The 25,910-nt window shown below is 71.8% G+C and carries 24 protein-coding genes; 10 read left to right on the forward strand and 14 right to left on the reverse strand.

All coding sequences use genetic code 11. The features are described from left to right. Positions 1-17: 17 nt before the first annotated feature. The 3 genes from ACWC24_RS28350 to ACWC24_RS28360 all read right to left on the reverse strand — a co-directional run bounded on the left by ACWC24_RS28350 (position 18) and on the right by ACWC24_RS28360 (position 2,846). The gene (locus tag ACWC24_RS28350) at positions 18-632 is read right to left on the reverse strand and encodes a TIGR03086 family metal-binding protein (protein ID WP_450665723.1); all 615 of its coding nucleotides are present in this window, start codon (positions 630-632) and stop codon (positions 18-20) included. 109 nt (positions 633-741) lie between these two features. Beyond that, positions 742-1,908, reverse strand: a complete 1,167-nt coding sequence (locus ACWC24_RS28355) for a hypothetical protein (RefSeq protein ID WP_450665724.1) — start codon at positions 1,906-1,908, stop codon at positions 742-744. Beyond that, the gene (locus ACWC24_RS28360) at positions 1,905-2,846 is read right to left on the reverse strand and encodes a 5-dehydro-4-deoxyglucarate dehydratase (protein WP_450665725.1); all 942 of its coding nucleotides are present in this window, start codon (positions 2,844-2,846) and stop codon (positions 1,905-1,907) included. The genes ACWC24_RS28355 and ACWC24_RS28360 overlap by 4 nt, the downstream gene beginning before the upstream one ends. A gap of 260 nt (positions 2,847-3,106) precedes the next feature. On the opposite strand from ACWC24_RS28360, the gene ACWC24_RS28365 reads away from it, so the two are divergent. Then, a complete protein-coding gene (locus tag ACWC24_RS28365) occupies positions 3,107-3,916 on the forward strand; it encodes an NAD-dependent epimerase/dehydratase family protein (protein WP_450665726.1) in 810 nt (269 codons plus the stop codon). Positions 3,917-3,995: 79 nt separating this feature from the next. Continuing rightward, on the forward strand, positions 3,996-5,201 hold the full coding sequence (locus ACWC24_RS28370) for a TerD family protein (RefSeq protein ID WP_450665727.1): 1,206 nt from the start codon (positions 3,996-3,998) through the stop codon (positions 5,199-5,201). A 161-nt stretch (positions 5,202-5,362) separates the two neighbouring features. Here the strand turns inward: ACWC24_RS28370 and ACWC24_RS28375 are convergent, their stop codons facing one another. Then, positions 5,363-5,929, reverse strand: a complete 567-nt coding sequence (locus tag ACWC24_RS28375) for a TetR/AcrR family transcriptional regulator (RefSeq protein ID WP_450665728.1) — start codon at positions 5,927-5,929, stop codon at positions 5,363-5,365. 153 nt (positions 5,930-6,082) lie between these two features. Between ACWC24_RS28375 and ACWC24_RS28380 the strand changes: the two genes are divergently transcribed. Next, positions 6,083-7,528, forward strand: a complete 1,446-nt coding sequence (locus ACWC24_RS28380) for an MFS transporter (protein WP_450665729.1) — start codon at positions 6,083-6,085, stop codon at positions 7,526-7,528. A gap of 99 nt (positions 7,529-7,627) precedes the next feature. On the opposite strand, the gene ACWC24_RS28385 is transcribed toward ACWC24_RS28380, so the two are convergent. The 8 genes from ACWC24_RS28385 to ACWC24_RS28420 form a co-directional block, all read right to left on the reverse strand. Further along, positions 7,628-9,217 carry a TROVE domain-containing protein gene (locus tag ACWC24_RS28385; protein WP_450665730.1) on the reverse strand — a complete coding sequence of 530 codons (1,590 nt, stop codon included), beginning with the start codon at positions 9,215-9,217 and terminating at the stop codon, positions 7,628-7,630. Between the two features lie 522 nt (positions 9,218-9,739). Next, on the reverse strand, positions 9,740-11,188 hold the full coding sequence (locus tag ACWC24_RS28390) for an alkaline phosphatase PhoX (RefSeq protein WP_450665731.1): 1,449 nt from the start codon (positions 11,186-11,188) through the stop codon (positions 9,740-9,742). Between the two features lie 278 nt (positions 11,189-11,466). Then, positions 11,467-12,915 (reverse strand): hypothetical protein, encoded by a 1,449-nt coding sequence (locus ACWC24_RS28395; protein ID WP_450665732.1) that lies wholly within the window; start codon positions 12,913-12,915, stop codon positions 11,467-11,469. Between the two features lie 296 nt (positions 12,916-13,211). Beyond that, the gene (locus ACWC24_RS28400) at positions 13,212-13,943 is read right to left on the reverse strand and encodes an SRPBCC domain-containing protein (protein ID WP_450665733.1); all 732 of its coding nucleotides are present in this window, start codon (positions 13,941-13,943) and stop codon (positions 13,212-13,214) included. Between the two features lie 16 nt (positions 13,944-13,959). After that, on the reverse strand, positions 13,960-14,604 hold the full coding sequence (locus ACWC24_RS28405) for an ArsR/SmtB family transcription factor (RefSeq protein ID WP_450665734.1): 645 nt from the start codon (positions 14,602-14,604) through the stop codon (positions 13,960-13,962). A gap of 131 nt (positions 14,605-14,735) precedes the next feature. Beyond that, entirely contained in the window at positions 14,736-15,338 is a 603-nt protein-coding gene (locus ACWC24_RS28410) for a DUF3618 domain-containing protein (RefSeq protein ID WP_450665735.1), read from the reverse strand. A 274-nt stretch (positions 15,339-15,612) separates the two neighbouring features. Next, the gene (locus ACWC24_RS28415) at positions 15,613-16,374 is read right to left on the reverse strand and encodes a hypothetical protein (RefSeq protein WP_450665736.1); all 762 of its coding nucleotides are present in this window, start codon (positions 16,372-16,374) and stop codon (positions 15,613-15,615) included. Further along, entirely contained in the window at positions 16,371-16,550 is a 180-nt protein-coding gene (locus ACWC24_RS28420) for a hypothetical protein (protein ID WP_450665737.1), read from the reverse strand. Before ACWC24_RS28420 ends, ACWC24_RS28415 begins: the two co-directional genes overlap by 4 nt. 245 nt (positions 16,551-16,795) lie before the next feature. Between ACWC24_RS28420 and dapA the strand changes: the two genes are divergently transcribed. The 5 genes from dapA (at position 16,796) to ACWC24_RS28445 (ending at position 22,806) form a co-directional block, all read left to right on the forward strand. Beyond that, positions 16,796-17,698, forward strand: coding sequence for a 4-hydroxy-tetrahydrodipicolinate synthase (gene dapA, locus ACWC24_RS28425; RefSeq protein WP_450665738.1), 903 nt, complete (start codon positions 16,796-16,798; stop codon positions 17,696-17,698). Positions 17,699-17,938: 240 nt separating this feature from the next. Further along, positions 17,939-19,117 carry a tyrosine-type recombinase/integrase gene (locus ACWC24_RS28430; protein ID WP_234360429.1) on the forward strand — a complete coding sequence of 393 codons (1,179 nt, stop codon included), beginning with the start codon at positions 17,939-17,941 and terminating at the stop codon, positions 19,115-19,117. Beyond that, positions 19,114-21,738: a tyrosine-type recombinase/integrase gene (locus ACWC24_RS28435; RefSeq protein WP_450665739.1), complete on the forward strand. Its 2,625-nt coding sequence runs from the start codon at positions 19,114-19,116 to the stop codon at positions 21,736-21,738. The genes ACWC24_RS28430 and ACWC24_RS28435 overlap by 4 nt, the downstream gene beginning before the upstream one ends. Continuing rightward, positions 21,735-22,310: a DUF6262 family protein gene (locus tag ACWC24_RS28440; protein WP_450665740.1), complete on the forward strand. Its 576-nt coding sequence runs from the start codon at positions 21,735-21,737 to the stop codon at positions 22,308-22,310. The genes ACWC24_RS28435 and ACWC24_RS28440 overlap by 4 nt, the downstream gene beginning before the upstream one ends. A gap of 85 nt (positions 22,311-22,395) precedes the next feature. Continuing rightward, on the forward strand, positions 22,396-22,806 hold the full coding sequence (locus tag ACWC24_RS28445; RefSeq protein WP_100566578.1) for a hypothetical protein: 411 nt from the start codon (positions 22,396-22,398) through the stop codon (positions 22,804-22,806). A 105-nt stretch (positions 22,807-22,911) separates the two neighbouring features. On the opposite strand, the gene ACWC24_RS28450 is transcribed toward ACWC24_RS28445, so the two are convergent. After that, positions 22,912-23,397, reverse strand: a complete 486-nt coding sequence (locus ACWC24_RS28450; protein WP_450665741.1) for a hypothetical protein — start codon at positions 23,395-23,397, stop codon at positions 22,912-22,914. Between the two features lie 152 nt (positions 23,398-23,549). Between ACWC24_RS28450 and ACWC24_RS28455 the strand changes: the two genes are divergently transcribed. Both ACWC24_RS28455 and ACWC24_RS28460 read left to right on the forward strand, forming a co-directional pair. Continuing rightward, complete coding sequence (locus ACWC24_RS28455) at positions 23,550-24,050, forward strand: hypothetical protein (RefSeq protein WP_450665765.1); 501 nt, start codon at positions 23,550-23,552, stop codon at positions 24,048-24,050. 178 nt (positions 24,051-24,228) lie between these two features. Next, a complete protein-coding gene (locus ACWC24_RS28460) occupies positions 24,229-24,753 on the forward strand; it encodes a hypothetical protein (protein ID WP_450665742.1) in 525 nt (174 codons plus the stop codon). Between the two features lie 109 nt (positions 24,754-24,862). Here ACWC24_RS28460 and dapD read toward each other — a convergent pair whose 3' ends face one another. Then, complete coding sequence (gene dapD, locus ACWC24_RS28465; RefSeq protein ID WP_450665743.1) at positions 24,863-25,852, reverse strand: 2,3,4,5-tetrahydropyridine-2,6-dicarboxylate N-succinyltransferase; 990 nt, start codon at positions 25,850-25,852, stop codon at positions 24,863-24,865. Positions 25,853-25,910: the final 58 nt, after the last annotated feature.

Genomic DNA, 25,910 nt, shown 5'->3' on the forward strand with positions numbered 1-25,910 from the left:
CCGGTTCCCTGGGCCGGTCACGGCTTCCAGCCCGGGTCCCGGCCGCTCAGTCCCACCACCCGGTCGAGCAGCGGGGCGCCGTCCGGGACCTGGACGACCGGCCCGAAGGCGCCACCGGCACGCCGCGGGTCGTCGGCCACGGCGCCGAGGAAGTCGTACGACGCCCGGAGCGCGGCCGGGTCGGGCTCGTACTCCTGGCCGGTCGCCCGCGCCAGGTCCCAGCCGTGCACGACCAGTTCGTCGGCGACGACGGCGGCGGCGACCGCGGCGGGCAGGTCCACGCTGCCCGCGCGGGTCGTGCCGGTCCAGGCGGCGGGGTCGCGCCAGGCCTCGGCGAGTTCGTCGAGCACCTCGGGCAGTCGCTCGCGCCAGTCGGGGCCGATGTCGGCCGCGGCCGGGTCCGGGGCGGTGTCGGTGGTGGGGCCGAAGTCCTTGCGCGCGGCGTCGCGGAAGGCGACGGCCAGGCCGGACAGGTGCCCCAGCATGGTGCGTACGGCGCAGTCCGGGCACGGCGTGCCGTCCGCGAGCTGCTCGTCGCGCACGCCCGCCGCCAGGGCCGCCACGATCCGGGTCTGCGGTCCGAGGTCGAAGGTCGTGACGTCCGCGCCGGTGCCGGTGCCGGTGTCGGTCATGGCTCGCTCCTTGGGAGTGTGGTGTGCCTGAAGCGGTGGACCGGCACGGCCCCCGGAACTCATCGGTCTCCCGGGTGCCGGACCGCCCCCTCCCGCGCCGCCCCCCGGCTCAGTTCCCGGTGAGCGCCCGGCGTACCGCCTCCAGGTCCGCGTCCGACGCCAGGCCCGCGTGGTAGAGGCGCAGTTCGGTGGCGCCCAGGTCCCGCGCCCGGGCCGCGTCGGCCGCCAGGGCGTGCGGGCTGCCGCCCATCCCGGAGACCACGGTGAGGTTGGCGGCGACTACCGCCGCCCGCCGCCCCTGCTCGGCGAAGGGCGCGAGCAGGCCGGGGCCGCCCGTGCAGGGCACGACCACGCCGTCCGCCACGGAGAGGACGTGCGCGGGGTCGACGCCCGCGTTCGCGCCGCAGTGGTACGACACCGGGTCCGCGTGCAGCAGTACCTGGAAGCCGTCGGGCGCGGCCGCCCGGACGGCGGCGACCGCGTCCTCCTGGAGCGTGCGGGCGGTGGCGTCGCGCCACGCGCGCGTGGCGTCCGCGTACGTCTCGCCGAGCAGCTTCACGACCCCCGTCCAGCCGCCCTCCTCCTCGGCCCGGCCCCGCCACAGCGGCTCCAGGGCGTCGCGCACGGCGGACGCCAGGGCGTCCGGGTCCAGGTCCCGCCGCTCGTACCCGGTCCGGCAGTCGGGGCAGAAGCACAGGGCCATCAGGTACTGCCCGGCCTCCCCGAGGCCGACTCCGCCGGTCTTGTCGTGGGCGTGCAGATGGGGCAGTCCGTACCAGCCCAGGGACTCCAGCTCGGTGCCGTGCGCCCCGGGACGTACGGCGGCCTCGGCCGCCAGGTCGACGAGGTACGCGCGCGTGGCGGGCTGCGCGATGCACGGCGCCCACGGGTAGCGGTCGCCGTAGGCGTTGACGACCGAGGTGTCCGGGTGTTCGGCGCCCAGGCGGGAGTTGTGGGCGAGGACCACCCACGTGTGCACCGCCAGGCCGGCGTCCGCGAGCGCGTCGGCGGCCTCGCCGTAGGCGTCGCCGGAGGCCCAGTCCCCGGCCGGGAAGGGACGCAGGGTGCGGCCCGCCCAGCGGTCGCCGAGGGGGTAGAGCACGGCCGCGTGCTCGGCGGTGACGACGCGGTGCCGGGGGTGGCGCGGGGTCAGGGCGCGGGTGGAGTGGTAGGCGGAGGCGAGGGTGACCTGCCCGACGCCGAGCCCGGCGACGCGCGCGGGCGCCGCGGGATCGCCGTTGACGTCCCAGGGGTAGAGGAACGCCGACGCGGTCACCGGCCCTCCTCCAGCAGCGCGTAACCGCGTTCGATCACCTGGGCGAGCTGCTTGACGTGGTCCTCGGTCGGCTCGTGCAGCGGCGGCCGCACCTCCCCCACGTCGAGCCCGCGCAGCCGTACCCCGGCCTTGACCAGGGAGACGGCGTAGCCGCGGCCCTGGGCGCGCAGTTCGACGAAGGGGCGGTAGAAGCCGTCCAGGAGGCGGTGCGCCAGGGCGTCGTCGCCCGAGTTCAGCGCCCGGTGGAAGGCGAGCGCGATCTCCGGGGCGAAGCAGAAGACGGCGGAGGAGTAGAGGGTGATGCCGAGGGCGCGGTAGGCGAGCTGGGTCTGCTCGGCGGTCGGCAGCCCGTTGAAGTACAGGAAGTCGCCGGGCGCCTCGGTCCGTACGGCGCTCACGACGCGCTGCATCAGGTCCAGGTCGCCGAGGCCGTCCTTGAGCCCGATGATCCCTTCCGTACGGGCCAGCGCGACCACGGTCTCCGGGGTGAACACCGCGTTGTCGCGCTGGTAGACGACGACGGGCAGGTCCGTGGCGGCGGCCAGCTCGCGGTAGTGCCGCAGCAGGCCCTCCTGTCCGGCGACCACCAGGTACGGCGGCATGGCCAGCAGCCCGTCCGCGCCCGCCTCCTGCGCGAGCCGTGCGTACCGGACGGCGAGGGCGGTGCCGTACCCGGCGCCCGCGACCACCGGCACGCGCCCGTCGACCGCCTCCACGGCCGCTCGTACGCAGGCCGAGAACTCCTCGGGCGTCAGGGCGTGGAACTCCCCGGTGCCGCAGCAGGCGAAGACCGCGGCGGCACCGGCCCCGACTCCGCGGCGCACGTGCGTGCGAAAGACGTCGAGGTCGACGGAGCCGTCGGGCCCGTAGGGGGTGACGGGGAAGAACAGCGGCCCGCTGGGGACGCCGAGCCGGGCGGCGAGGGGGGCTGGTGTCACGGGCTCTCCCTGGGACAGGCGCTCACGTTCCCGAAGCGCGCTCACGTTTCTGATCCATGTCTACATTTCTGAACACTCGTACCCTAAGGAGCCCCATCAGGGCCGGTCAAGCACGCATCACCGCAACACAGAAGCGGATCCACCAGGTCCGCGCCACACTTGACGGGACACGTCGACGATCCCTAGCGTGTCCACGAGTGTGAATGCAGTCCACACATGCGGCCACCTGTCCCAGGCGGCGGACCCAAGGAGACCCGAGGATGCCCGCTCCCCGCACCGTTCTGCTCACCGGCGCCGCCGGCGGGCTCGGCACCCTGATGCGCGAGCTGCTGCCGGCCCACGGATACACGCTCCGGCTGTTCGACCTGCTTCCCGTCGAGGGCGAGCCGGACGCGATCACGGCGGACCTCGCCGACCGGGAGGCCCTGCGGGAGGCCGTCCAGGGCGTCGACGCCATCGTCCACCTCGCGGGCATCTCCCTGGAAGCCCCCTTCGAGAAGATCCTCAGGGCGAACATCGAGGGGACCTACAACCTGTACGAGGCCGCCCGCGAGGAGGGCGTCGGACGCGTCGTCCTCGCGTCCTCCAACCACGCCGTCGGCTTCACCCCCGCACCCCGCGGGGACGACCCGCTGATCCCGGTGGACACCCCGCGCCGCCCCGACACCTTCTACGGCCTGTCCAAGTCCTTCGGCGAGGACCTGGCGCAGCTCTACTGGGACAAGCACGGCCTGGAGAGCGTCTCGGTCCGCATCGGCTCCTGCTTCCCGGAGCCCACCAGCGTGCGCATGCTGTCGGTCTGGATGAGCCCCGCCGACGGCGCCCGCCTCTTCCACGCGGCCCTGACCGCCGAGCACGTCGGCCACACGGTGGTCTACGGCTCCTCCGCCAACACGCGCCTGTGGTGGGACCTGTCGAGCGCGCGGGCGCTCGGTTACGAGCCGCAGGACGACTCCGAGCCGTACGCGGAGAAGCTGATCGCCGAGCAGGGCGAACTGGACCCTGCGAACATCGCGCAGGCCTGCCTGGGCGGCCATTTCGTCAGCGATCCGCCGATCTGGCCGTACTGACCCGGAAACACCCGACCCGATTGGCCTTCAGGTAAGGGAACGGTAAAGCGGGTCCGCTCGTTCACCCGGTATGACAGCTATGACGCCTGGCTCGAACATCCCCCTGTCCGCCGCCCGTGTGACGGTGGACGTGGCCGCTCCGGTGCGGCTGGACGTATCGGGCCTGCTGCTCACCGCCGACGGCAAGGTGCGCTCCGACGACGACTTCATCTTCTACAACCAGCCGAGCGGACCCGGCGTGAGCTACCGCTCCGGCGGCGGCGCGGCCCCCGACGCGATCACGGTCGACACCTCCGCGGTGCCGCCGGGCATCGAGAAGATCGTCATCACCGCCAGCCCGGACGCCGCGGGCCAGACCTTCCAGGGCATCGAGCCCACGGCCACGATCCGCAACGCCGACGACAACAGCGTCCTGGCCACGTTCACGCCGCCGCAGCTCGACACCGAGACGGCCCTGGTGGTCGTGGAGGTCTACCTGCGCAACGGCGCCTGGAAGGCCCGCGCCGTCGGCCAGGGGTACGCGAACGGGCTGGCCGGCATCGCCACCGACTTCGGCGTGTCGGTCGAGGAGCCCGCCGCGGCCGCCCCGCCCGCCCAGCCGGTCGCCCCGCCCGTGTCCGCGCAGCCGGTCACCCCGCCCATGCCCGTGCAGCCCCCGGCCGCCCCGCCCGCTCCCCCGGCACCGCCCGCCGCCGCGCCCGGCACCGGGAAGATCAACCTCGACAAGGGCCGGGTCAGCCTCCAGAAGAACCAGACCGTCTCCCTGGTCAAGAACGGCCGCCCGCTGCTCTCCCGGGTCAAGATGGGCCTCGGCTGGGAACCCGCGTACCGCGGCAAGGACATCGACCTCGACGCCTCGGTCATCGCCTACGGTCCGCAGCGCAACCACATCGACAGCTGCTACTTCGGCAAGCTCTCCATCGTCAACGGCGCCATCAAGCACTCCGGCGACAACCTCACCGGCGAGGGCGGTGGTGACGACGAGGTGATCGTCGTCGACCTCGGCCGACTGCCGCAGGAGGTCACCGGCCTGGTCTTCACGGTCAACTCGTTCTCCGGCCAGAAGTTCACCGAGGTCGCCAAGGCCTACTGCCGGCTGCTGGACGCCAGCACCGAGGAGGAGCTCGTCCGCTTCGACCTCACCAACGCCGAGCCGCAGACGGGTGTGCTGATGGCGAAGCTGATCAGGCAGTTCTCCGGCGAGTGGGAGATGACCGCCATGGGCGACTTCGTCAAGGCGCGCACGGTACGGAACATGGTGAAGCCGGGGGCCGAGGCCCTGTAGGCCCCCCGGCCCCGCACGGGGACAACACGGGGAACACACCGCGGCACACGGCGGCAAGGGGCTCGGCAGAGGTCGTACGAGCCCCTCCACCGCCCGTCCTGCCCCACGACACCCGGACCGCTCCCGCACCAGCACCGCCCGGGCCCCGCTCTCCGGACCGGCTACGCCCGCAGGCCCTCCGTCAGCAGGGCGACGTACCGACGGATGGACTCCCGCTGCCCGTTGGCCAGTTCCGACGCCGTGGCCACTCCGTGAGCCAGTCGCAGCACGTCGATCGGCTCGACGTCCCGCCGCAGCGCCCCCGCCTCCTGCGCCGCCTCGACCAGCCGCGTCGCCGCGCCCTTCATCGAGGTGGCGCACGCGGTCACCGCGGCCACACTGCCGTCCGTGACGGCCGAGCCCAGCAGGGCCTTCATCCCGCGCACCTGGATCGTGCCGACACACAGCTCGTTCAGCCACTCCACCAGCGCCTCGCCCGGGGGCAGCTCGTCGGCGAGTTCGCCGGCCCGCACCGCCAGCGCCTCGATACGGTCCACGTACGCGGCCTCCAACAGCGCCCGCCGCGTCGGGAAGTGGCGGTAGAGCGTGCCGGAGCCGACCCCGGCACGCTTGGCGATGTCGTCCAACGACGCGCCCTCCCCGTGCTCGGCGAAGGCCTCGGCCGCCACCTCCAGCAACCGCTCGTAGTTGCGCCGAGCGTCCGCGCGCATGGGTTTGACCTGCGTCATCCCGTCACTCCTTGCAAACCGGGGACTCTCTCCGTATCTTGACGAGCATTAAACGGAGACAGTCCCCGCTTATCGCCGCGGGCAGTCCGTGCTAGTCCGCGCTGCCCGCATGGTCCATCACATCACCCGGGGACACCAGACAGGGAGTGCCCCATGTCCACCTCGTCCGCACCGTCCACCCGCCCGGAACCCGTCGAGGCCTCCGCCTTACCCGGGGGGACCGCCCGAGCGGGCACCGTCCTCCTCGTCATCGTCACCGCCTATCTCATGGTCGGCGTCGACTCCACCGTGGTGAACGTCGCCCTCCCCGACCTCCAGCGGGACCTCGGCTTCTCCCGTACCGGCCTGTCCTGGGTCCTCAACGCCTACACCCTCGCCTTCGGCGGTCTGCTGCTGCTCGGCGGCCGGGTCGGCGACATCGCGGGACGGCGCCGCACCCTCACCGTCGGCGTCCTGGTCTTCGCCGCCTCCTCACTGCTCGGCGGTCTGGCCACCGAGAGCCCCTGGCTGATCGCCGCACGCACGCTCCAGGGTGTCGGTGCCGCACTGGTCGCGCCCAGCACCCTCGCGCTGATCACCACCAACTTCCCGGAGGGCCCGCGCCGGCACCACGCCCTGGGCGTGTACTCCTCCATGGCGGGCATCGGCGCCTCCGTCGGGCTGCTCCTCGGCGGCCTGCTCACCTCCTGGGCGTCCTGGCGCTGGGCCCTGCTCATCAACGTGCCGATCGGCATCGGCGTCGCCGTCGCCCTTCCCCGCTTCGTGACCGAGACCCCCCGGCACGCGGGCCGGTTCGACGCGGCGGGCGCGCTGACCGGCACTGCCGGGATGTCCTGCCTCGTGTACGCGTTCATCCGGGTCTCCACGGACGGCTGGAGCGACCTGCGGGCACAGCTCGGCTTCGCCGCCGCGGCGGCCCTGCTGGCCGGCTTCACCCTGATCGAGGCCCGCGCCCCGCAACCGGTCCTGCCGCTGCGGCTGTTCGCGAGCAGAAACCGCTCCGGCGGCTACGCGGGCGTCCTGCTGCTGCCCGCCGGCATGTTCGGCGCCTTCTACTTCCTCACCCTGATCAGCCAGCAGGTCCTCGACTACAGCCCACTGCGCGCGGGGTTCGCCTTTCTGCCGATGACCCTGGCGATGTTCACCACCGTGCGCTTCGTGCCCCGGCTACTGGCCCGCTTCGGCACCAGGCCGGTCCTGCTCACCGGCATGTCCCTGATCGTCGCGGCGGCCGGATGGCTGTGGCGGCTCCACCCCGGTGACGGCTACCCGGCCGGGCTGCTGGGGCCGCTGCTGCTGATGGGCGTGGGCGTCGGCCTGAGCTTCATGCCGCTCACCGTGACGATCCTCGCGGGCGTCGCACCGCACGAGGCGGGCGCCGCCTCCGGGCTGCTCCAGACCTTCCAGTGGCTCGGCGGCACCCTCGGACTGTCCGTCCTGGTCACGGTGTTCGGCACGGCGACCCGGCACGCGACCGGGTCGCCCGCCGTGGTCCTCACCGAGGGCGCGGCCCGCGCGTTCGGCGCGGGCGCGCTGATCGCCCTGGCCGCGCTGCTGGTGTCGGCGTTCGTGATCACCGGCGCCCGACGCGAACACTAGGGCGGCCGATCCCGGCGCACGCAGGAACGCGGCCCGTACCGACGTACGGGCCGCGCCCACGACTCGGCCCCGCGGGCCGCTGCCCCGAGGCCGTGGGCCTCAGCCGGCCTGTGCCCACGGCCAGTCCGCGTCCCGCGCCTGCTCGAGGAGCGGGACCATCCGGAAGGCCGCGTCCGAGAGGCCGCCGAAGGTGTGCCGGTTGTCCTTCCCCGAGGGGCCGTGACCCGCGCGGTGACCGGCGAGGTTCCACGTGTAGACCGGGACGCGCGCCGGCACCTGCTCGGTCGGGGCGCCGTGCGGGCTGTACGCGTACTGCTCGTCGGTGACGATCAGCACCCGGTCGTGCCGACGGTAGTGCCGGCGCACCGCCTCGGTGGTGTCGGTGCCGCCGAGGTCGCCGAAGCGCTCCAGCACCTTCAGCACCGACTCGCCCTTGCGGAACTCCACCCGCTTGCTGGTGGTGCCGAACTCGACGAGGTCCGCGTCCGCCGCCCGCAGCGCGAGCGCCGCGCCGAAGACCGCCGCCGCGTCGGCCCGGGTCAGCTCGGAGCGCTCCGACAGCCGCGAGTAGAACATCGAGCCCGAACGGTCCACGAGCACCAGGGTCCGGCCCGGCAGCGCGGGCACGTTGGCCAGCGAGTGGCCGAGCGCCTGCTCCAGCGGGTACGACCAGCGCAGCGACGGCGCGTGCCGGTAGGCCGCGAGGTAGCGGAACGGGAACTGCCGCGAGCGCGCGACCTCCGCCGGGTCGCTGATCCTCGCGGCGACCTGGGCCGCCACCTCGTCGCCGACCCCGGCCTCGTCGAAGTTGCGCAGGTTGCGGACGAGCGCCATGGCGCCCATCGACGGGATGACCGCCTCCCACGCCGCCTTGTCCATCGGGCCCTGGAGCCAGCCGGCCAGCGCCTCCCAGGTCATCCCGGCGTCCGCCAGGCGCTGGGCCCCGTGCGCTCCGGTCACGACCTTGCGCCGCTTGGCGGGCCGCAGCGCCATCAGGTCGCGATGGGCGGCGAGCACGGGCAGCGACTTGGGGACGACGGCCGTGTCCGGGTGGTGGCGCCGGTCCAGCGCGTACCGGAACAGGTCGCCCTGCCACGGCTTGTCCGGGTCCGGCGCCGCGTGCACCAGGTTGAGGATGTCGCCGAAGCGGTAGCCCTTGGACGCGGTGTCGTACTTCAGCAGCGACTTGCCGCTGTAGAGACGTCGTACGGCGTCGGCGATCCCGCGCTTGACGGGCTTCGGGACGTTGCGGCCGTACCGCGCGGTCCAGTAGGCGAGCAGCTCGCCGGGCTCGTCCGGGCGCCGCAGCACCGAGGCCACGACCTGCCGGTTCGACGGACCTTCGACCGCCCCGGCGTCGAGCCGCGCCTTCACGTACTCGGCCGCGCCCACGAGCGAGGCGGTACGCATGTTGCCCTCGCCCCGCAGCCAGCCCAGCAGGCCGGCCGTCCACTCGGGATCGGTGACGGCGAGCTCACGCACCAGCCGGGCGAACCGGCCGTCGCGGTCGGCGCCGGTCTCGTAGAAGGTCTGCTGGGAGACGAAGTTGGACAGCGCGAGCAGAAAGAGCTCGGAGCGCGCGTCGCGCTCCTGGCCTCGGCCGCCCTGGTGGGTGCGCAGCACCCGGCCCGTCGATGTCACCCGCGAGGTGGGCTGCGCCTTCGCGGAACGGGAGTTGAATCGCGCCATGGTGAATTCCCCCGAATTCTTCCCCGACTTTCCAGTCGTGTTCCGGAGGGAGGCACGGCGGAAGGAGGGTGTCCGAGGTCGAATTCGACGGCGGTCGCTTGTCAACTGGCGCGTCTTGCCGTTTCCGCCACACCGACCCGAAGTCGATGACGGGATTCGAACCCGCACGAGGCATGTCACCCCACCAGATCCCGAAGTATCCGCTGTCCGCGCACCGGGCACCCACCTTGAGCCGCGCCTCCCGAGATCAGAGTCGGCGGCGGCAGGGATCTTTTTGCAGAAGAAGTAGCCGCAGCCAGCGCACCGGGAGGTGCATGAAGTTGTGGTGTCCAGAGATCGAAGCCGGCGGAACCGACGTAGGTGCTCTGACCCCTGAGCTACACCGGCCTGTCGTACCGGTGGCGGGACTCGAACCCGCGGCCGCCCCATTATGAGTGGAAGTAGGTCCTGCCTTCGCACCTGGACGTGCATCACTCTAGGAGGCGTACCGCGGGACGAGCGAACGAATTAACCAGCCGCGCCTCAGCCGCGCTTCTGCCGCTTCCAGGGCCCGGTGACGGCCAGCATGATGCCGGGGGTCTGGATGTTGGCGAAGAGCGTCTTCCCGTCGGGCGAGAAGGTGACGCCGGTGAACTCGCTGTATTCGGGCTTCTCCGCCGTGCCGATGTTCAGCTCGTTACGGGCGATGGGGTACGTGCGGCCGCTGTCGGTCGCGCCGAACAGGTGCTGGACGCCCTCGCCGTCCTCGGCGATGACGAGACCGCCGTACGGGGAGACGGTGATGTTGTCGGGGCCGTCGAAGGCGCCGTCGACGGACGGGTCGGGGTTCACGCCGAGCAGCACCTTCAGGGTGAGGGTGCGGCGCCTGGGGTCGTAGAACCAGACCGCGCCGTCGTGCTGGACGGGGCTCTCGGTGCGGGCGTACGAGGAGACGATGTACGTGCCGCCGTCGCCCCACCACATGCCTTCGAGCTTGCGGGCGCGGGTGACCTCGCCGGCGGCGAACTGCTTGCGCACCGAGACCGTCTTCGCGTCGCGGTCGGGGACGTCGACCCAGTCGACGCCGTACACCGTGCCGATCCTGGTGGCGCGGGAGAGGTCGTCGACGAACCTGCCGCCGGAGTCGAAGCACTTGAAGGCCTGGAGGGTGCCCGCGTCGTCGGCGAGGCCGCGCAGCCGGCCGTGGCCGTGGCGGTGGTCCTCGGGCGGGGTCCAGCGGTACAGCAGGCCGTTGGGGTTGGACGCGTCCTCGGTGAGGTAGAGGTGGCCGCGCTTGGGGTCGACGACGACGGCCTCGTGGGCGTAGCGGCCGAGCGCCTTGATGGGCTTGGGGGCGCGGTTGGCGCGGCGGTCGGCGGGGTCGACCTCGAAGACGTAGCCGTGGTCCTTGGTGAAACCGTTGGTCCCGGTGCGGTCCTCGGTCTCCTCACAGGTCAGCCAGGTGCCCCAAGGGGTGTTGCCGCCCGCGCAGTTGGTGGCGGTGCCGGCGATGCCGACCCATTCGGCGACGTGTCCGCCGGGACGGATCTCGACGACCGTGCAGCCGCCGGCCGCCGCCGGGTCGTAGACCAGGCCCTCGGTGAGCGGCACCGGGTGCGGCCAGTTGGCGCGCGGGCCGGCCAGCTCGTGGTTGTTGACCAGGAGGGTCGTGCCGCGGGGACCGTCGAAGGTGGAGGTGCCGTCGTGGTTGGAGGGGGTGAACTCGCCGGACTCCAGCTTGGTGCGGCCGCTGTAGGTGATGACGCGGTACTTGAAACCGGCGGGCAGGGCCAGGAGTCCGTCCGGGTCGGCGATCAGCGGTCCGTAGCCGACGCCGTGGTGCCCGTGCGCCGGCTCCTCCCCCACGCTCTCGGATTCCGTGGACGCGAGGGCGTTCGGCGCGGTGGCCAGCGCGCCGACACTGCCCGCCAGTGCGACCCCTGCACCGGTGATCGCGGATTTCCTGGCGAAGTCCCTGCGGGTGAGCGACATGGTGTCTCCTGTGACGGTGGATTGCCGTGGAGGGTGGCGGAGGCGGTGTCGGCGAAACCGTCCCGCCCCCGCCTGAACGGGAGTTGAACACCGGTGGTCCGATGCGGACTCTGTTCCATGAATCCGTACGGACCTCCCCCGCAGGAGGCAAAGAAATGCCGCGCGGCCCGGCGCCGCGGCGAGAAGTCGCCACGTCGGCGCCGGGCGGTGCCACGTCGGCACAGGGCGGTTCCGCGTCGGCGTGCACAGGGCGGTTCCGCGTCGGTACCGGGCGGGCTTCACCCCTGCTGCGAGCGTGCCTTGAACGCCGCCTTCCGGGCTTCCTTGGCCACCTTCTTGTCCGGGTGCAGGCGCCCCATCGCGTCCAGCACGTCCGCCGTGGCCGGGTGGTCCACCCGCCAGGCGGCCGCGAAGAAACCGCTGTGCTGCTCCGCGAGTCCTTCCACGAGGGCCTGGAGCTCCTCGGAGTTGCCCTCGGCCGCCAACTGTGCGGCGACCGTGTCGATGGTGAGCCAGAAGACCATGGCCTGGGACGGCACGGGCACGTCGGCGGCCCCGTGCTCGCTCAGCCACACCCGGGCGAGCCCGCCGAGTTCGGCGTCGTCCAGGACGTCACGCAGCGCCGGTTCGGCCTCCGGGCCGACCAGCGACAGCGCCTGCTGGCAGCGCAGCCGCCGCAGGGGCGCGCCGTCGTCGGCGCCGCGCGCCGCCGCGAGCAACTCGTGGGCCGCGGCGAGCGGTTCGCGGTGCGCGAGCCAGGACCGGGTCTCGGCGTGCGCCGCCGCCGGAGGGAACGCGGCCGTGCCGTCGAGCAGCGCGTCCGCGCCCTTGTCGGACAGCTCCCCCACGGCCGGGGCCGCGAAGCCGGCGTCCAGCAGCCGCGCGCGCAGTCCGTAGCAGCCGAGGGGGGTAAGGCGGACCATGCCGTAGCGGGCGACGTCGGTGTCGTCGATCGAGGCCGAGGGCTGTGCGGCGGTGTCGTCGGTGTCGTCGGTGTCCGTCATGAGCGCCTCGTCGACCGGCCGGTAGTCCACCAGACCCACCGGCTCCAGCAGCCGGAACTGCTCGTCGAGCCGCATCATGGCGTCGGACACCTGTTCCAGCATGTCGTTGGTGGGCTCGTGCGAGCCGTCGGGCACGATCATCGACGCGGCGAGCGCGGGAAGCGGTACGGGGCCGTCGCCGGGCCCGTCCTCGCTCACCGTGAGCAGGTAGAGGTTGCCGAGGACGCCGTCGAGGAACTCGGCCTCCGCCTCGGCGTCCCAGTCCAGCCGGGAGAGGTCGACCTCGCCGCCCGCGTCCATCGCCTCGATCAGTTCGTCGAGGTCGGGGACGCTCGCGTCGGCCAGCACCGCCTCCAGCGCGGCCAGCCACACGTCGAGCACGTCGCGCGGCGAGCCGCCGAACAGCAGGCCCAGCTCCTCGCCCGCGGCCACCGTGCCGGCCTCCTCGTCCACGATCTCGACGAGCCCGGCGTCCACGGCGATCCGCCAGGCCTCGCTCGCCAGGGCGGCCGCGTCGTCACCGGTCAGGCCGAGGACCTCGGCGGCCGCGGGCAACTGCTCCTCGACGAGTACGCCCCCGGCCTCGACCCGGGTCTCGGGTCCGGCCCAGCGGGCGAGCCGCGCGGCCCGCGAGAGCAACGGCGTGGACAGGGCGTCCCGCGCCAGCTCCGCTTCGGGATGCAGCCGCACCGGCGGCAGGGAGGAGCTGGGGCTTGCTGACATCGGCTGGTTCTCCTAGGGCGCCTTGACGGCCGTACGCATCACGGTTCGACCACTCAGCCTAGACGGATTTCCACCCATGCCGCCCGGTTCATCTGCCCACCGGTGGCCGCACTTGGCCGAATTCCCGGCAACCGGCTTGGACGGGCAGGGCATTGACGCGCGTAGATCCTACGCGGCCATCGGTTCACCGCATCAAACGCGGGGCCGCGACCGGAGCCCGTACGACCGCGGACCGCGACCGGAACCCGGGCGGTTTCGGTCGCGGACCGCGAAGGCTGCCGACCGCCGGCTGCCGCTCAGGACCGACCGAACACGCCGTCGAGCCAGACCTGCCAGGCGCTCTCGTCCGCCTTGGCGTCGGCGTCCGGCGCGAAGTCGTGGACGGAGATGCCGACCGGCGCGCCCCAGTGGTTGCGCCCGAAGAAGCGGAGCAGGGCGTCATCGGTGCGCAGCCCCAGGAAGTACGGGTTGCGGTAGTCGACCACGGCGTCCAGCTCCCGCCCGGCCGGTCCGCGGACCGTCACCCGCGCGCCCTGCGCCGTGTCGTCGGCGAGGCCGAGGGCCCGGCCCACGGCGACGAACGCGTCGGCGGCCGTGGAGGCGCCGGGCCCGTGGAGCGTCGCGAAGGCGACCGGGCGGCCCGCGAAGTGCGTCAGGTACTCGCGCAGGGTGTGCAGATAGAAGTCGGTGTGCCGGCTCGCGCCGTCGTACTGGTTGTCCCAGTCGTCGGTGAAGATCCCGCTGTGCACGTACCGCACCCAGGCCCGGCGGCCGCCGTCGCGCGGCTCGATGGTGTGGTCGAGCTGGTTCAGGCTCTGGGTCGGGAAGCGGACGTCCTCGGTGCGCGAGGTGAGGCGGTGCGGCGGATCCCAGTTCGTGAGCGTGGACCCGAAGGGGCCGGTGCCGCTCTCGCCGTCGTACTCCATCGGCCACAGCCAGCCGCCGGTGTCGCGCGTGACGGCCTCCCACACCTCCTCCGGCGTGGCGTCGACCTCGAACTCGCGGACGATCTCGAATTCCTTGGACATGACTGGTTCCTGGCTCCTACTGGTCGAGTTCCGGTGGGGCGGCGGACGGCCGGGCGCCGGCCTCGCCGACGGACTGCGGGTCCTTGAGCGTGGGATGGAGGGCCACGACGATCCGGTGGTCACGGCCGCCCTCGGCCTCCGGAGCGTCGTACTTGCGGATCAGGGCGGCGATCCCCGCCGTGAGCTCCTCGACGAACGCTGCCCGATCGGCGGCGGAGGCGAAGCGCACCTCGCCGTCCAGCGCGTAGGTCGCCAGCCGTTTGCGCGCCCGCGCGGCACCGGTGATCAGTGAGCCGACGTCGCGGACCAGCCGGGCGCCGAGGGCCAGCAGCCAGCGCGCGGAGAACTCGTCGCGGAAGCGGTCCGGATCCGGCTGCACGGCGGCGAGCGCGAGCGGTGAGATCACGTACGACGCCGCCGTCGCGCGCATCAGCCGCTCGGTGACGTTGCCCTTGCGGCGTTCCCCGGCCAGCTCCACCAGGCCGTGCCGCTCCAGGGCCTTGAGGTGGTAGTTCACCTTCTGCCTGGGCAGCCCGACCCGGCCGGCCAGCATGGTGGCCGAGGCGGGGCCGGCGGCCAGTTCGGCGAGCAGCCCGGCCCGGACGGGGTCCAGGGAGACGACTGCGGCCTCGGAGTCCTCGATCACGGTGACGTCCAACATGTACCCACCCTCTCACCGAACAGTTTTCCTGTCCAGGAGGGTGGATTGTTCGGTAGGGTCGCCTGCCCGGCCCATCGGAGTCACCGGAGTCACCGGGGTCAACGGGGTCAGCGGGGTCGCTGGTGCCGCGCTCACGGCCGTCGTCGGCCCCGCTGCCGCGGTCGCCGTTCGCGCAGTGACCCGCCTCGCGAGTACCGCCGCCGTGAGCGTCGCCGCCGTGGGCATCGCTGCCGTGGATCCCGCTGCCGTGGGCCCCGTTCCCGCGGTCGCCGCGACACCGCGGCCTTGACGGTCGCGGCCCCCGCCGCGCCGGCGATCAGCACCGGGAGGGGGTGCCGCAGCCCGGCCCGCGCCGCGCTGCCCAACGGCCCCGGGAGCACATGCTCCGCCGAACGGCCCGCCCGTGCCCCCGTGTCCCGGAGACTGTGCCCCGCGCGCGCGGCCGCGTCCCGCGTGCCGCGCCCGGCGCCCACCACCGCGCCGCGCACCCCGTGCCCGGCCTCGACGGCACCGCCGCGCAACTGGACGGTCAGCGCACCGGCCCGGTCCCCGAGGTCGGCGGCACGCGCCCCGGCCCGGCCCCTGACGTCCGCCCTCGCCAGCGTCTCCCGCAGGAAGCGCCCCAGGGCGTGGGCCCGCCGCGCCCGGCGGCGCGGCGCGGCGGCCCCGTCGGCCCTGGCTTCGACTCCGGCTCCGGCTCCGGCCACGCCCGGTGTCGACCTGCGCTTCGCCATCGAGGTACCTCTCGTCCCTGAACTCCCCCGCCTCCCTGGCCACCCCGTAGGCGGCCCCTCCCGGGCCCCCTCCCGGCGGACCACCCGCCCCGGGTACCCAGGTCCGGCGGGACCGCTCGTCACAGGATCCGGCGAACGTCCGGACCTCCCACGGCCCGCACGCCGAGCCGCCCCGGCACCCGCACCCGTCGGCTGTCGGCTGTCGGCTGTCGGCTGTCGGCTGTCGGCTGTCGGCTGTCGGCTGTCGGCCGCCGACGATCCCGGACCGGCCGCCCTACCCGCGCGCCGCTCCGCCGGACCCGGGCTCGCCCAGCCGGGCCAGCTGGGTCTGGAACCAGTCCAGGCGGGCCTGCAACAGGGCCGCCTCGGCGACGAGTTCGGGCACGCCGAGGTCGGCGCGCAGCGCGGGTCCGGCACCGTCGCGCACACCGGGACCGGCGGGGACGCCGCCGCCCGCCGCAGGTACCGGGTCGCCGTGTCCCGCGCCGCCCCAGGGGCCGCCGCCGCCCGCCGCGACCCGCAGTCCGTCCCCGGCCAGCCGGGCGAACGCCGCGAGCGACAAGGACGTACGACCGCGCACGCAGGCCGCGCAGGCGGGCGCCAGGGCGGACCAGCCGGGCCTGCCCCACCCGGCGTCGGCGAGCGCGGCCGCGGCCGTGCCGCAGACGCACGGCCCGACCGTCGCCACGCGCACCCGCTGGCGGGCGTAGCGGAAGCCGCGCTCGAAGCGGATGTAGGCGCCCAGCACGGAGACCTCGAGCAGGACGGCCGTCCGGTGTTCGGCCGTGCACAGCAGCGCTTCCGCCGTCGTACGGTCGTGCACGCAGTGGAAGCCGCAGTCGCAGCGGCGGTGCGGCGCCCGGTGCCGCAGTCCGTAGACACAGGACGCGTCGGCCACCACCGCGTACGGCAGCGCGCCGCCGAGCGACACACCGGTGAACCCGGCCCGGGTGCCGTCCTGGGACAGCACCGGGTGGGCGATCTTGAATCCGGTCGGCGCCTCCGTCGGACGTTCCGCCGGAAGCCGCAGCCTCATCGGGCGGCCGACACCTCTTCGGCCGCGGGCGCGGGCAGGGAGGCGGGACCGGGTACGGGGGCGGCGGAGGCGGTGGTCTCCACGTCCGCTGCCTCGCGGGGGAGTTCGAGTTCGTCCGGACGGGTCTGCGGCCGCTCCTGCGCGACACCGGTGGCGAGTGCCTTGCCGAGTTTCATGACGCCTCCCATGACAGGGTTTCGTGACCGTCATGGCCATAGTGACCCATGGAGGCCCGAAGGGGACACAGTGCCTCGCCCCATCGAGTCGGCCGCACCCGCCGCCGGGCGCCCGGCGGAACGGAAGGGTGACGGGACCGAGGAGGTCGGCGCACCTCCGGCACTCCGACCTCTCAGCGATGCTTACTCATATCTCACAGAAGAATTAAGTGGATCTACACGATCGTCCTGCCGAGACTGGTCCCATGACGCACACCGGTTCCTCCGCCCCACCCTTCGGCCGCGCCCTCTGCGCCATGATCACGCCGTTCACCGAGGCGGGCGCGCTCGACCTCGACGGTGCGCAGCGGCTGGCCGGACGGCTGGTGGCGGAGGGCTGCGACGGGCTCGTGCTGTCCGGTACCACGGGCGAGTCGCCGACCACGACGGACGCCGAGAAGTCGGCGCTGATCAGGGCCGTCCGGGCGGCGGTGGGCGACCGGGTGCCGCTGCTCGCCGGTGTGGGCACCTCCGACACCCGGCACACCGTGGAACTGGCCCGGGCGGCGGAGCGGGCCGGCGCGGACGCTGCGCTGGTGGTCACCCCGTACTACAGCAGGCCCCCGCAGGACGCGGTCGAGGAACACTTCAGGGAGGTGGCGGACGCCGGTGGCCTGCCGGTCGTGCTGTACGACATCCCTGGCCGCACCGGCACCCGTATCGAGCCCGACACGATGATCCGCCTCGCCGAACACCCGGGGATCGTCGCGGTCAAGGACTGCTCCTACGACTTCCTCGGCACCCAGAAGGTGCTGTCCCGCACGGACCTGGCGTACTACGCGGGCTGCGACGAACACAACCTCGCCCTGTACGCGGTGGGCGCCGCCGGATACGTCAGCACGGTCGCGAACGCCGTCCCGCGCCACCTGCGTTCGGTCCTGGACGCGTTCGACGCGGGCGACACGGACGGGGCGGCCCGGCTCCAGCGGCGGGCCGTCCCCCTCATCGAGTCGATGATGGCCGCGGGCCTGCCGGGCGCCGTCACCGCCAAGGCGCTCCTGGGCGCCCTCGGCCTTCCGGCCGGCCCGGTCCGCGCCCCGCTGCGGCCCGCGAGCCGCGAGGCGGTCGACGGACTGCTGGCGGAGTACGGACGCCTCGTGGCCGACTGACCACGGACACGGGGCACGAGTCCGGGGCCGGCCCCGCCGAGAACGTCCGCGCGCCCCGCAGCGCCGCTGCCGTACGGTGACCGGATGAGCCGCCCCCTGCTCTTCCTCGACGTCGACTTTACCGACCGCGGGTAGTGCTGCCCGTGATGTCCGTCTGGGCCTGTGACTTGGGCGTCATGGGCTCGTTTACCGACCGGGACCGTGACGTCAGTCATGTTCCGGAGTCGGTACGGAGGACAAGTGGTACGGCACGTCGTGGTCGGGGACTTGAGGGTCCAGCGGATCGAGAGGAAGGACGGGCGGAGATCATGGACGATCGTCTGGCCCGAGGGCACGCTGCACACGGAGGCGGACCGGTTCCTGCGTGAGCACGAGGGCTCGGGCACGCAGAAGACCTACGCGTACTACCTGGTGGACCACCTGCGGTGGCTGGAGCGAGAGTGCCTGGCCTTCGAAACGGTCCAACTGCGCGACCTGGAAAGGTACATGGGGATCGTCGGTGCCGAGGTCCGCATGCCTCTCGGAGAACCGTGGCGGGTGGGTAAGCGCCCTTACGGCCGCTCGGCGCTGTCGACCGCGGCGGCCTGCTTGAAGGGCTTCTACCTGCACCAAGCCGCGCTCGGCGTAAACGGCGAACTCGGCAAGAAACTCGACAGGTCCCGGCTGCCGTCGCGGGTGGACCGCCGTCGCTCGTTCCTCGGTCATGTGAAGTCGCCGCTGCCCACGAATCCGCTGGCGCCGAAGGGGCCGCACCGCCGGCACCCGAAGATGTTGCCGGACGGGGCGAGGGAGAGGCTGCTGGAGACGGTGAACGCCGCCCGTGACCGGCTGGTCGTGGACTGGCTCGCCGACGGTGGCCTGCGGATCGGCGAGCTGTGCGGGCTGCATCTGGTCGACCTGCACCTTCGGGAGAACGCTGCCTGCGGCGAGTGCCGCACCCCGCATCTGCATGTCTGCCACCGGCCCGGCAACCCGAACGGGGCAGAGGCCAAGACCAAGCACCCGTGGCGGGTCGAGCGCGGGATGGTCACCGGCGGGCTGATCAAGCGTGTCAGCCCGGCGATGGTGCACTCCTACTTCGAGTACATCACCACCGAGTACCCGCGCAGCGTCCGGCACGGAATGCTCCTGGTCCAACTGCACGGCGCCGATACGGGCCAGCCGTGGACCCCGGTCGGCGCCCGCCGGATGCTCGGCCGGGCCGGGAAACGCGCTGGGCTGGGGCTGGTGAAACCCCATGCCTTCCGGCACACCTTTACCTCGGCGGTTCTCGACGCCGCGGGCGGCAACACCCTGATCGCCCGGGACGCGGGCGGCTGGGCCTCGGCCGCGATGGTCGACGAGGTCTACGGGCACGTCGACATCCACGATCCGGTCTTCGACGCCGCTCTGCGCACGGTCTGGGGTGAGGACCGGTGAAGCGCCGGGACGCGTTTCTGCTGCCCTTGCTGAACACACACCAAGACCACACGCGAATCGGCAGGGATCGCCTGGAGATCCTCACCGCGCTGACGAGCTCGCCCTCCTTCGACCCTGTGTTCCGCGACGACATCGTCCAGATCCCGCGAGGGCACCAGACCTACCGGTGGTTCTGCCGGGTCACCGACTGCCAGCGCGTCACCGGTCTCGGCGACTTCTGCCACGCCCATCGCCAGGAGTGGCTCACGGCCGCGAAAGAAGGCGTCAGCAGGTCAGCATTCCTCAGCGCTGCTGAACCATTGAGCCAGACAACCGAGCATGACGGGAATCTGGCCTGTCTGATCTGCCCCGGACGACCCGCGCGGGCAGGCCAGTACCGTCTCTGCCAATATCACCTCCAGAAATGGAGTCGGACGCGAGCCGGACAAGACGCCACACCCGACTTCGATGGGTGGGCCGCCGAGCAAAGCCCTGTTCCGGGGTTCGGGACCTGCGCGGTGCTGGTCTGTCCTCTGCTGGCAGAGTCGCCGCTGGGACTGTGCCAGCGACACGCTCACGCCTACCGGAGGGCGGGTTCTCCCGGCGGTGCGTCCATTCCGGGCGGATCGTGGCGCGAAGGGCGAGTCGCTGTCAGCTACATCGACCACGTCCAGTTCCGTGCGTGGTGCGCCAGGGAGATCGCGGTCTCTGTGCCCGCTCAGCTGAATTTGCGCGGGCTGAGGCCGCTGCCGCGAGCGGAAATCCAGTGGGGGTTGTTCACTCATACACAGCGACCGCGTCCGGCCCGCTGGGATGTCACCGCGCTCCGCATGGTGGTGAACGCCTGCCGCGAGCAGGATGCGACCTCGATCGTCGATCTGGACCTTGCTTGCCTGACCAAGGCCGCCAGCGGGGTCGTGAAAGAGATCCTCCACGAGTTGCGCCTGGTCTACTTCACACCTGAGGAGGCCAAAGAGGCCGGATTCCTCGAAACGAGGCACTTCGGTATCAGTTACGAGAACCGGCTCGGGCACATCAGCCTCACCGCGATCTCTCAACGGTGGCTGCGGGACATCACGTGGGACTACTTCGCGGAACTTCTGCGCTCCCCGCGCTGCCCCAACAGTGCCCACACGCTTGACCAGATTCGTCGAGCGATGATCGAGTTGAGCGCTTTCATCGAGGCCGACGCTCCCGGCGGGGGCCACGACCCCGCAGTCCTGGCGAAGGAACACGCCGACCGCTTCGTCGCAGATCAGCGACATCGCGAGCGCCACGCGCTCCCGTCTTTGGCCATGGTCCGGGTCGATGGGAAGGCGAGCATCGTCACGACCGGCACGCGATCGTTGGTCTTCAACCACACCCGCAGGATCCTCCGTAAGGCGATGGACGATGGCGTGACCGGCGCCATCGGTCTGGCCAGGGAGTTCGTCATCGCGTTGCCGAACGCCGGCGGCACCGCCTACCAGAAGCGGCGACGCCCCTTCGCCGACGAGGTGGCACGCGCACTGGCCGACGAACACAATCTCGCCGAGTTCACACGCGTCCACGATCCGGATGACGAGGGCGCCCGGGACATCTGGGAGATCCTCGTGGTCACCGGACGGCGGTTGGGGGAGGTCATCGAGCTCCGCTGGAACTGTATCGGTCGACTCAGCGGGCTCGCGATGCTCTGGCACGACCAGACCAAGGTAGGCAACTACGACGCGGCTATCCGCATCCCCGAGTCCCTCTACGCCCTCATCGCCGACCGGCAGCGCAAAACGCTCAGCCGGTTCGCCGACGAACACGGCTACACCCCTACGGGCAAGGAACGCGACGGACTCGCGCTGTTCCCCACCAACTACCGCAGCACCGACGGAACAATCGCGCTGAGCAGACCGTGGTTCTACAGCCGTTTCCGTCCCTGGGTCGACGCTATGGACATCGGCCATTGCGTCCCCCACCAGGCCCGCCACACGCTGGCCACCAGCCTCCTGCGTCAAGGCGCCACCCTCACCCACATCCGCCGCTACCTCGGACACGTCTCGGACCGGATGGCCGAGCACTACGTCCACCTCTCCAGCACCGATCTGGAGAACGTGCTCCAGCATGTCTGGGTCGCCGGCCCCGGCACGACCGCTCCTGGGGAGCTCCTTGCAGGGGACTCAGCCGAGGCGCTCACGAAGGAGCAGGCTCTGGCCATCGCCGTCGACCTCGCCCGCCGCAGCACCCCGGCCGAGGGTGGCTTCTGCACCTTCCAGCCGGTCGTCGACGGCGGTGCCTGTCCCTGGAACCTCGACTGCCACAACTGCGACAAGTTCGTCCTCTCCGGCGCGGATCTCCTCTACTGGCGGCGGAAACGGGAACAGTGGCGGCAACTGGCCGAAGGCGCCTCGGACGACGCCACCGCCGACTACCTCCACCGCTACTTCGAGCCGACCGCCCGCGCCATCGACGGCTTGGAGAAAGCCCTGGCCGGTCTCGGGCTGCTCGATGACGCCCTCGCCCTGGACCTGCGCAAACCGCAGGACTACTTCCACCGCGTGTGGTCCACCGCCTTCCGCGCCGCCGACCTCGCCGCCGCGGGCAGCGAAGACGAGCAGAGCGAGTACAGCGATACGCGTACAACCGACAACGACTCTGATCAGGACATCGCATGAAGACCGCTGCCGTCCCAGAACCCCGCACGGCCGCCGCCCTGGCGGCCCGCCGCCACAAGACCGAGACCGCTCTCCAGCGGGTCCGCGAAGCCATCATCCGACTCCAGCGCGAGAAAACCCCGGTCAGCGTCGCCGCCGTCGCCCGGCGCGCGGACGTCTCGCGCACCTTCCTCTACGACAACGCCGAGGCCCGAGCCACGATCACCAGCGCGATGGCCGAGTCCGGAAGCCGCCGGGCACAGTTGCTCGCCGACCAGGACGACGAGCGCGAGGCGACCTGGCGCGAACGTGCCCTGAACGCCGAAGAAGGTCTCAAGGCCGCCCAGGCCGAGATCCTCACCCAGCGGACCCGAATTGGCGAACTCCTTGGCCGGATCCGGGACTTGGAAGCCGAGTGGACCGAGGAAGCCATCCAGCGGATCACCACTGAGAACACCACCCTCAAACAGCGGGTCCGCCAACTCACGACCGACAACCGCACCCTCGACGAGCGGCTCAAGGCCGCCCGCTCCAACCTCCGCTTCCAGGACCGGCGCGTCGCCGACCTCGAAGCCCAGATCACGGCCACCTGACAACCCGGGGATGCCGCTCAGTCCGGTCCGGTGACCAGGGGAAACCCGTGGTCACCGGACCATCCCGTATGCCAGGCTCCGGCATATGGAGCCCCACAACGAGCAGGCCGCAGGCGAGGTCCTGCGTCAACGCGGCTGGCGCAAGGCATTCACCGTCCGAGAGATGATCGACAAGTGGGCCTGGCTCGTGGACAAAGTCGAGGACGGTTACAGCGACCTGGTGGACGAATACACCAACGACCTCTACAGCCGGAACTGGCTCCATGAGGCGTGGCCGATCCTCACTGAGCGTGTGATCGTCCTATGGACCCCCCAGGTCAAAGCCCTCGACGATCGTTTCCGGGCCGCCACCGTCTTCGACGACGGCATCTCGTTGTCACAGTTCCACCGGATCAGCGGATTCGACCCCATCGACATGTGGTGGTGGCGGCGCCACCCTCGTCTACTCGTCGGCGATCTCGGCCGTTCGCTCCGCTCGGCGGGCGCTACCGACTGATCCTCGACAGGACAAGGCACGAGAAACCACCGAGCCGTGGTTGCCCCAAGTGTCTTCGTTGACTCCGCAACGGAGCCCTCTACAAATCGCGGCCGGTGGCCGCAATCACCTGACCAGTGGCTCAGCCAAGAGTACGACGCGATCGGCCTCGATATCGAAGCCGAGTACCGGATGGCCACGATCACCCTCCGGGTCCATCAGCACCGGCTTGCCCAAGCGTCGCCCGATCTCCCGCAAGAAGTCGCAGAACACATCAAGTCGCTCTTGGCCCTGCAACTCCCGCAGGTCAACATCGAAGTCGACTTCATCATCGTCATGGAAACGGAAGATCGCCAGAACATCAGCAGTCGGCCACACCCGCAGGTTCGGGCACTCAGCGTCCTCCGGGCGGGACAGCACGGTCTCCGCCCGAGGGACCGGCAGCACAGTCTCGCCTTCGGAGCACTGGCGCCGCCAACCTCTCTCCTCGACAAGATCGAGGACCGCCTGCCAGTCCTCCACCGAGGCGTCTGGGACACGCAGGTCCGGCAGAGACCCCATCAGGTCCGGGTCGAAGAAACAGCTCACGTCATCCCACAGCAGATCAGCCACACCGCGATGCTGCCCGGCTCCCCGATCCAACGCAGCCTCGTTTCCCTTGGCCACAGACACGGGGCCAACGTTCACTCGGACGGACGACATTATCGATCCCAACTCGCCGTCACGGACATGTACTCTATGAATCGTCGCAGTTCAGAGCCGATATCCAAGCTCCTGCGGTCGGTAAAGTCGACGGCCCGCTCAACCCGTACGCCGCGCAGGCGGAGCGACGGCCCGCCGGTTACACGACGATCCGGGCCACCGTACGACCGGGCCGGCCGCTGCGGGTCTGGCTGAACCCGGAGCACGGCGCGGCTCTGCTCGCCCTGCCGTTCGAGCTGTGCTGGGCCACGACCTGGATGGACGCGGCGAACCGCTGGATCGCCCCGGTCGTCGGGCTGCCCGAACTGCCGTACGTCGACTTCGGCACCCGGTTGTTCGCGTATCGGCCCGACGGGGTGCACTGGAAGACCGAGGCGATCGTGGCGTACGCCGAAGGCCGCCCCTTCGCCTGGGTGGACGACGAACAGAGCGAGGCCGATGTCGCGTACGTGACCGCCCACCATCCCGGCCCCGCGCTGCTGCACCAGGTCGACCCGCGGATCGGGCTGCGGGCGGACGACTTCGCGACGCTGGCGGAGTTCGCGGCGGGCCTGCCGGAGTGACGAAGGCGTCCTCCCGCTCCGCGGACGCGCAGGCGCCGCCCCCGCTCCTGAACGGCACCCCATCCGGATACATCCGAAATGCCGGTCATGAGAGCTGTCGGTACGTTCCTCGCAGGCCGGTTGCCCGGCCGACGTCCGTCCGACAGAGAGAAGTGACATGCCTCCGCATATTTTTGCTGTGGTCGGCACCGGATTGAGCGCGACCGCCCTCGTGGCCGCCGGCGTCACCTACGCCCCGACCGCCGGATCCACCCCGGCGTCCCGGTCCGTCCGGTCCGTCCAGTCCGTCCACCGAGTGACCCGGCCCGTGCAACGAGCCGCCCCTGTCGCGGCTCCCTCGGGCGACAGGAGCGCGAGCGGGGAGAGGAACGCGAGCGGGGGGAGGAACGAGGGCCACGACGAGGGCGGACGCGACCACGATCGCAGGGAAGACGGAAGGATCTACTTCAACGAGCGTGCCTACTCGGCCTCCGCCGACGGCTGCATCACCGCGGCCGGCTCCAGCAGCTTCAGCATCTTCAATGACAGCCGGCAGACCGTCGAGGTCTTCCGGGGCTTCAACTGTGCCGGCGCTCCGGTCGCCACCGTGGGTCCCCACGGCGAGACCTATGGCACCGTGACCCGTACCGGCCTCGAGGGCATGTTCGGTGACGACGGCGCCGCGGGCAGCTTCCGGGTGATCGACGACCACGACGAGTGGTGACAGCGGCGCACGGTGAAGACCCCGGCCCGCCCGACATCCGCACCCGACGCACGAGCGCCCTCCCCGGCCGTCCTGCGGCCGTGGAAGGGCGCTCGCGCGGGTGCGGTGATCAGTTGTGGCTGTGCAGGACGTCGTTCAGGCCGCCCCACTCCGCGTTGTTCGGGCGGCCCTCGACCGTGCCGGTGACCGAGTTGCGGCGGAAGAGGATGTTGGAGGCGCCGGACAGCTCGCGGGCCTTGACGATCGAGCCGTCGGGCAGCGTGACGCGGGTGCCGGCGGTCAGGTACAGACCCGCCTCGACCACGCAGTCGTCGCCGAGGGCGATGCCGACACCGGCCTCGGCGCCGACCAGGGAGCGCTCGCCGATGGCGACGCGCTGCTTGCCGCCGCCGGAGAGGGTGCCCATGGTGGAGGCGCCGCCGCCGATGTCCGAGCCGTCGCCGACCACGACGCCCTGCGAGATACGGCCCTCGACCATGGAGGTGCCCAGGGTGCCGGCGTTGAAGTTGACGAAGCCCTCGTGCATCACGGTGGTGCCGGCCGCGAGGTGCGCGCCGAGGCGGACACGGTCGGCGTCGGCGATGCGGACGCCGACCGGGGCCACGTAGTCGGTCATGCGCGGGAACTTGTCCACGCCGAAGACGCCGAGGTGCAGGCCGCGCGCGCGGGCGGCCAGCCGCACGGTCTCCAGGGTGTCCACCGCGACCGGGCCGAGCGAGGTCCAGGCGACGTTGGCGAGGAAGCCGAAGACGCCGTCCAGGTTCTGCTCGTTCGGCTTGACCAGCCGGTGCGAGAGCAGGTGCAGACGCAGGTAGACGTCGTGCGTGTCGAGCGGCTTGTCGTCGAGCGAGGAGATGACCGTACGGACCGCGACGATCTCCACACCGCGCACCTCGTCCTTGCCGAGGGCGGCGACACCGTGCTCACCGAGCAGTTCCCGGGTGCGTTCGTCGTCGAGCCGCTCGGTGCCGGCGGGGCCCGGCGCGGCGGACAGCTCGGGCGCGGGGTACCAGGTGTCGAGAACGGTGCCGTCGGCGGCGACGGTGGCGAGCCCGGCGGCCACGGCGCCGGTGGTGCGGGGAGCAGTCGTTTCGGTCATGAGGGAAACCTAACCGGCCGGGGGGCCGGGAGGCCAACCAGCCGCGGGCTGTCTCAGG

The sequence above is a fragment of the Streptomyces sp. NPDC001443 genome (genome assembly GCF_053597355.1).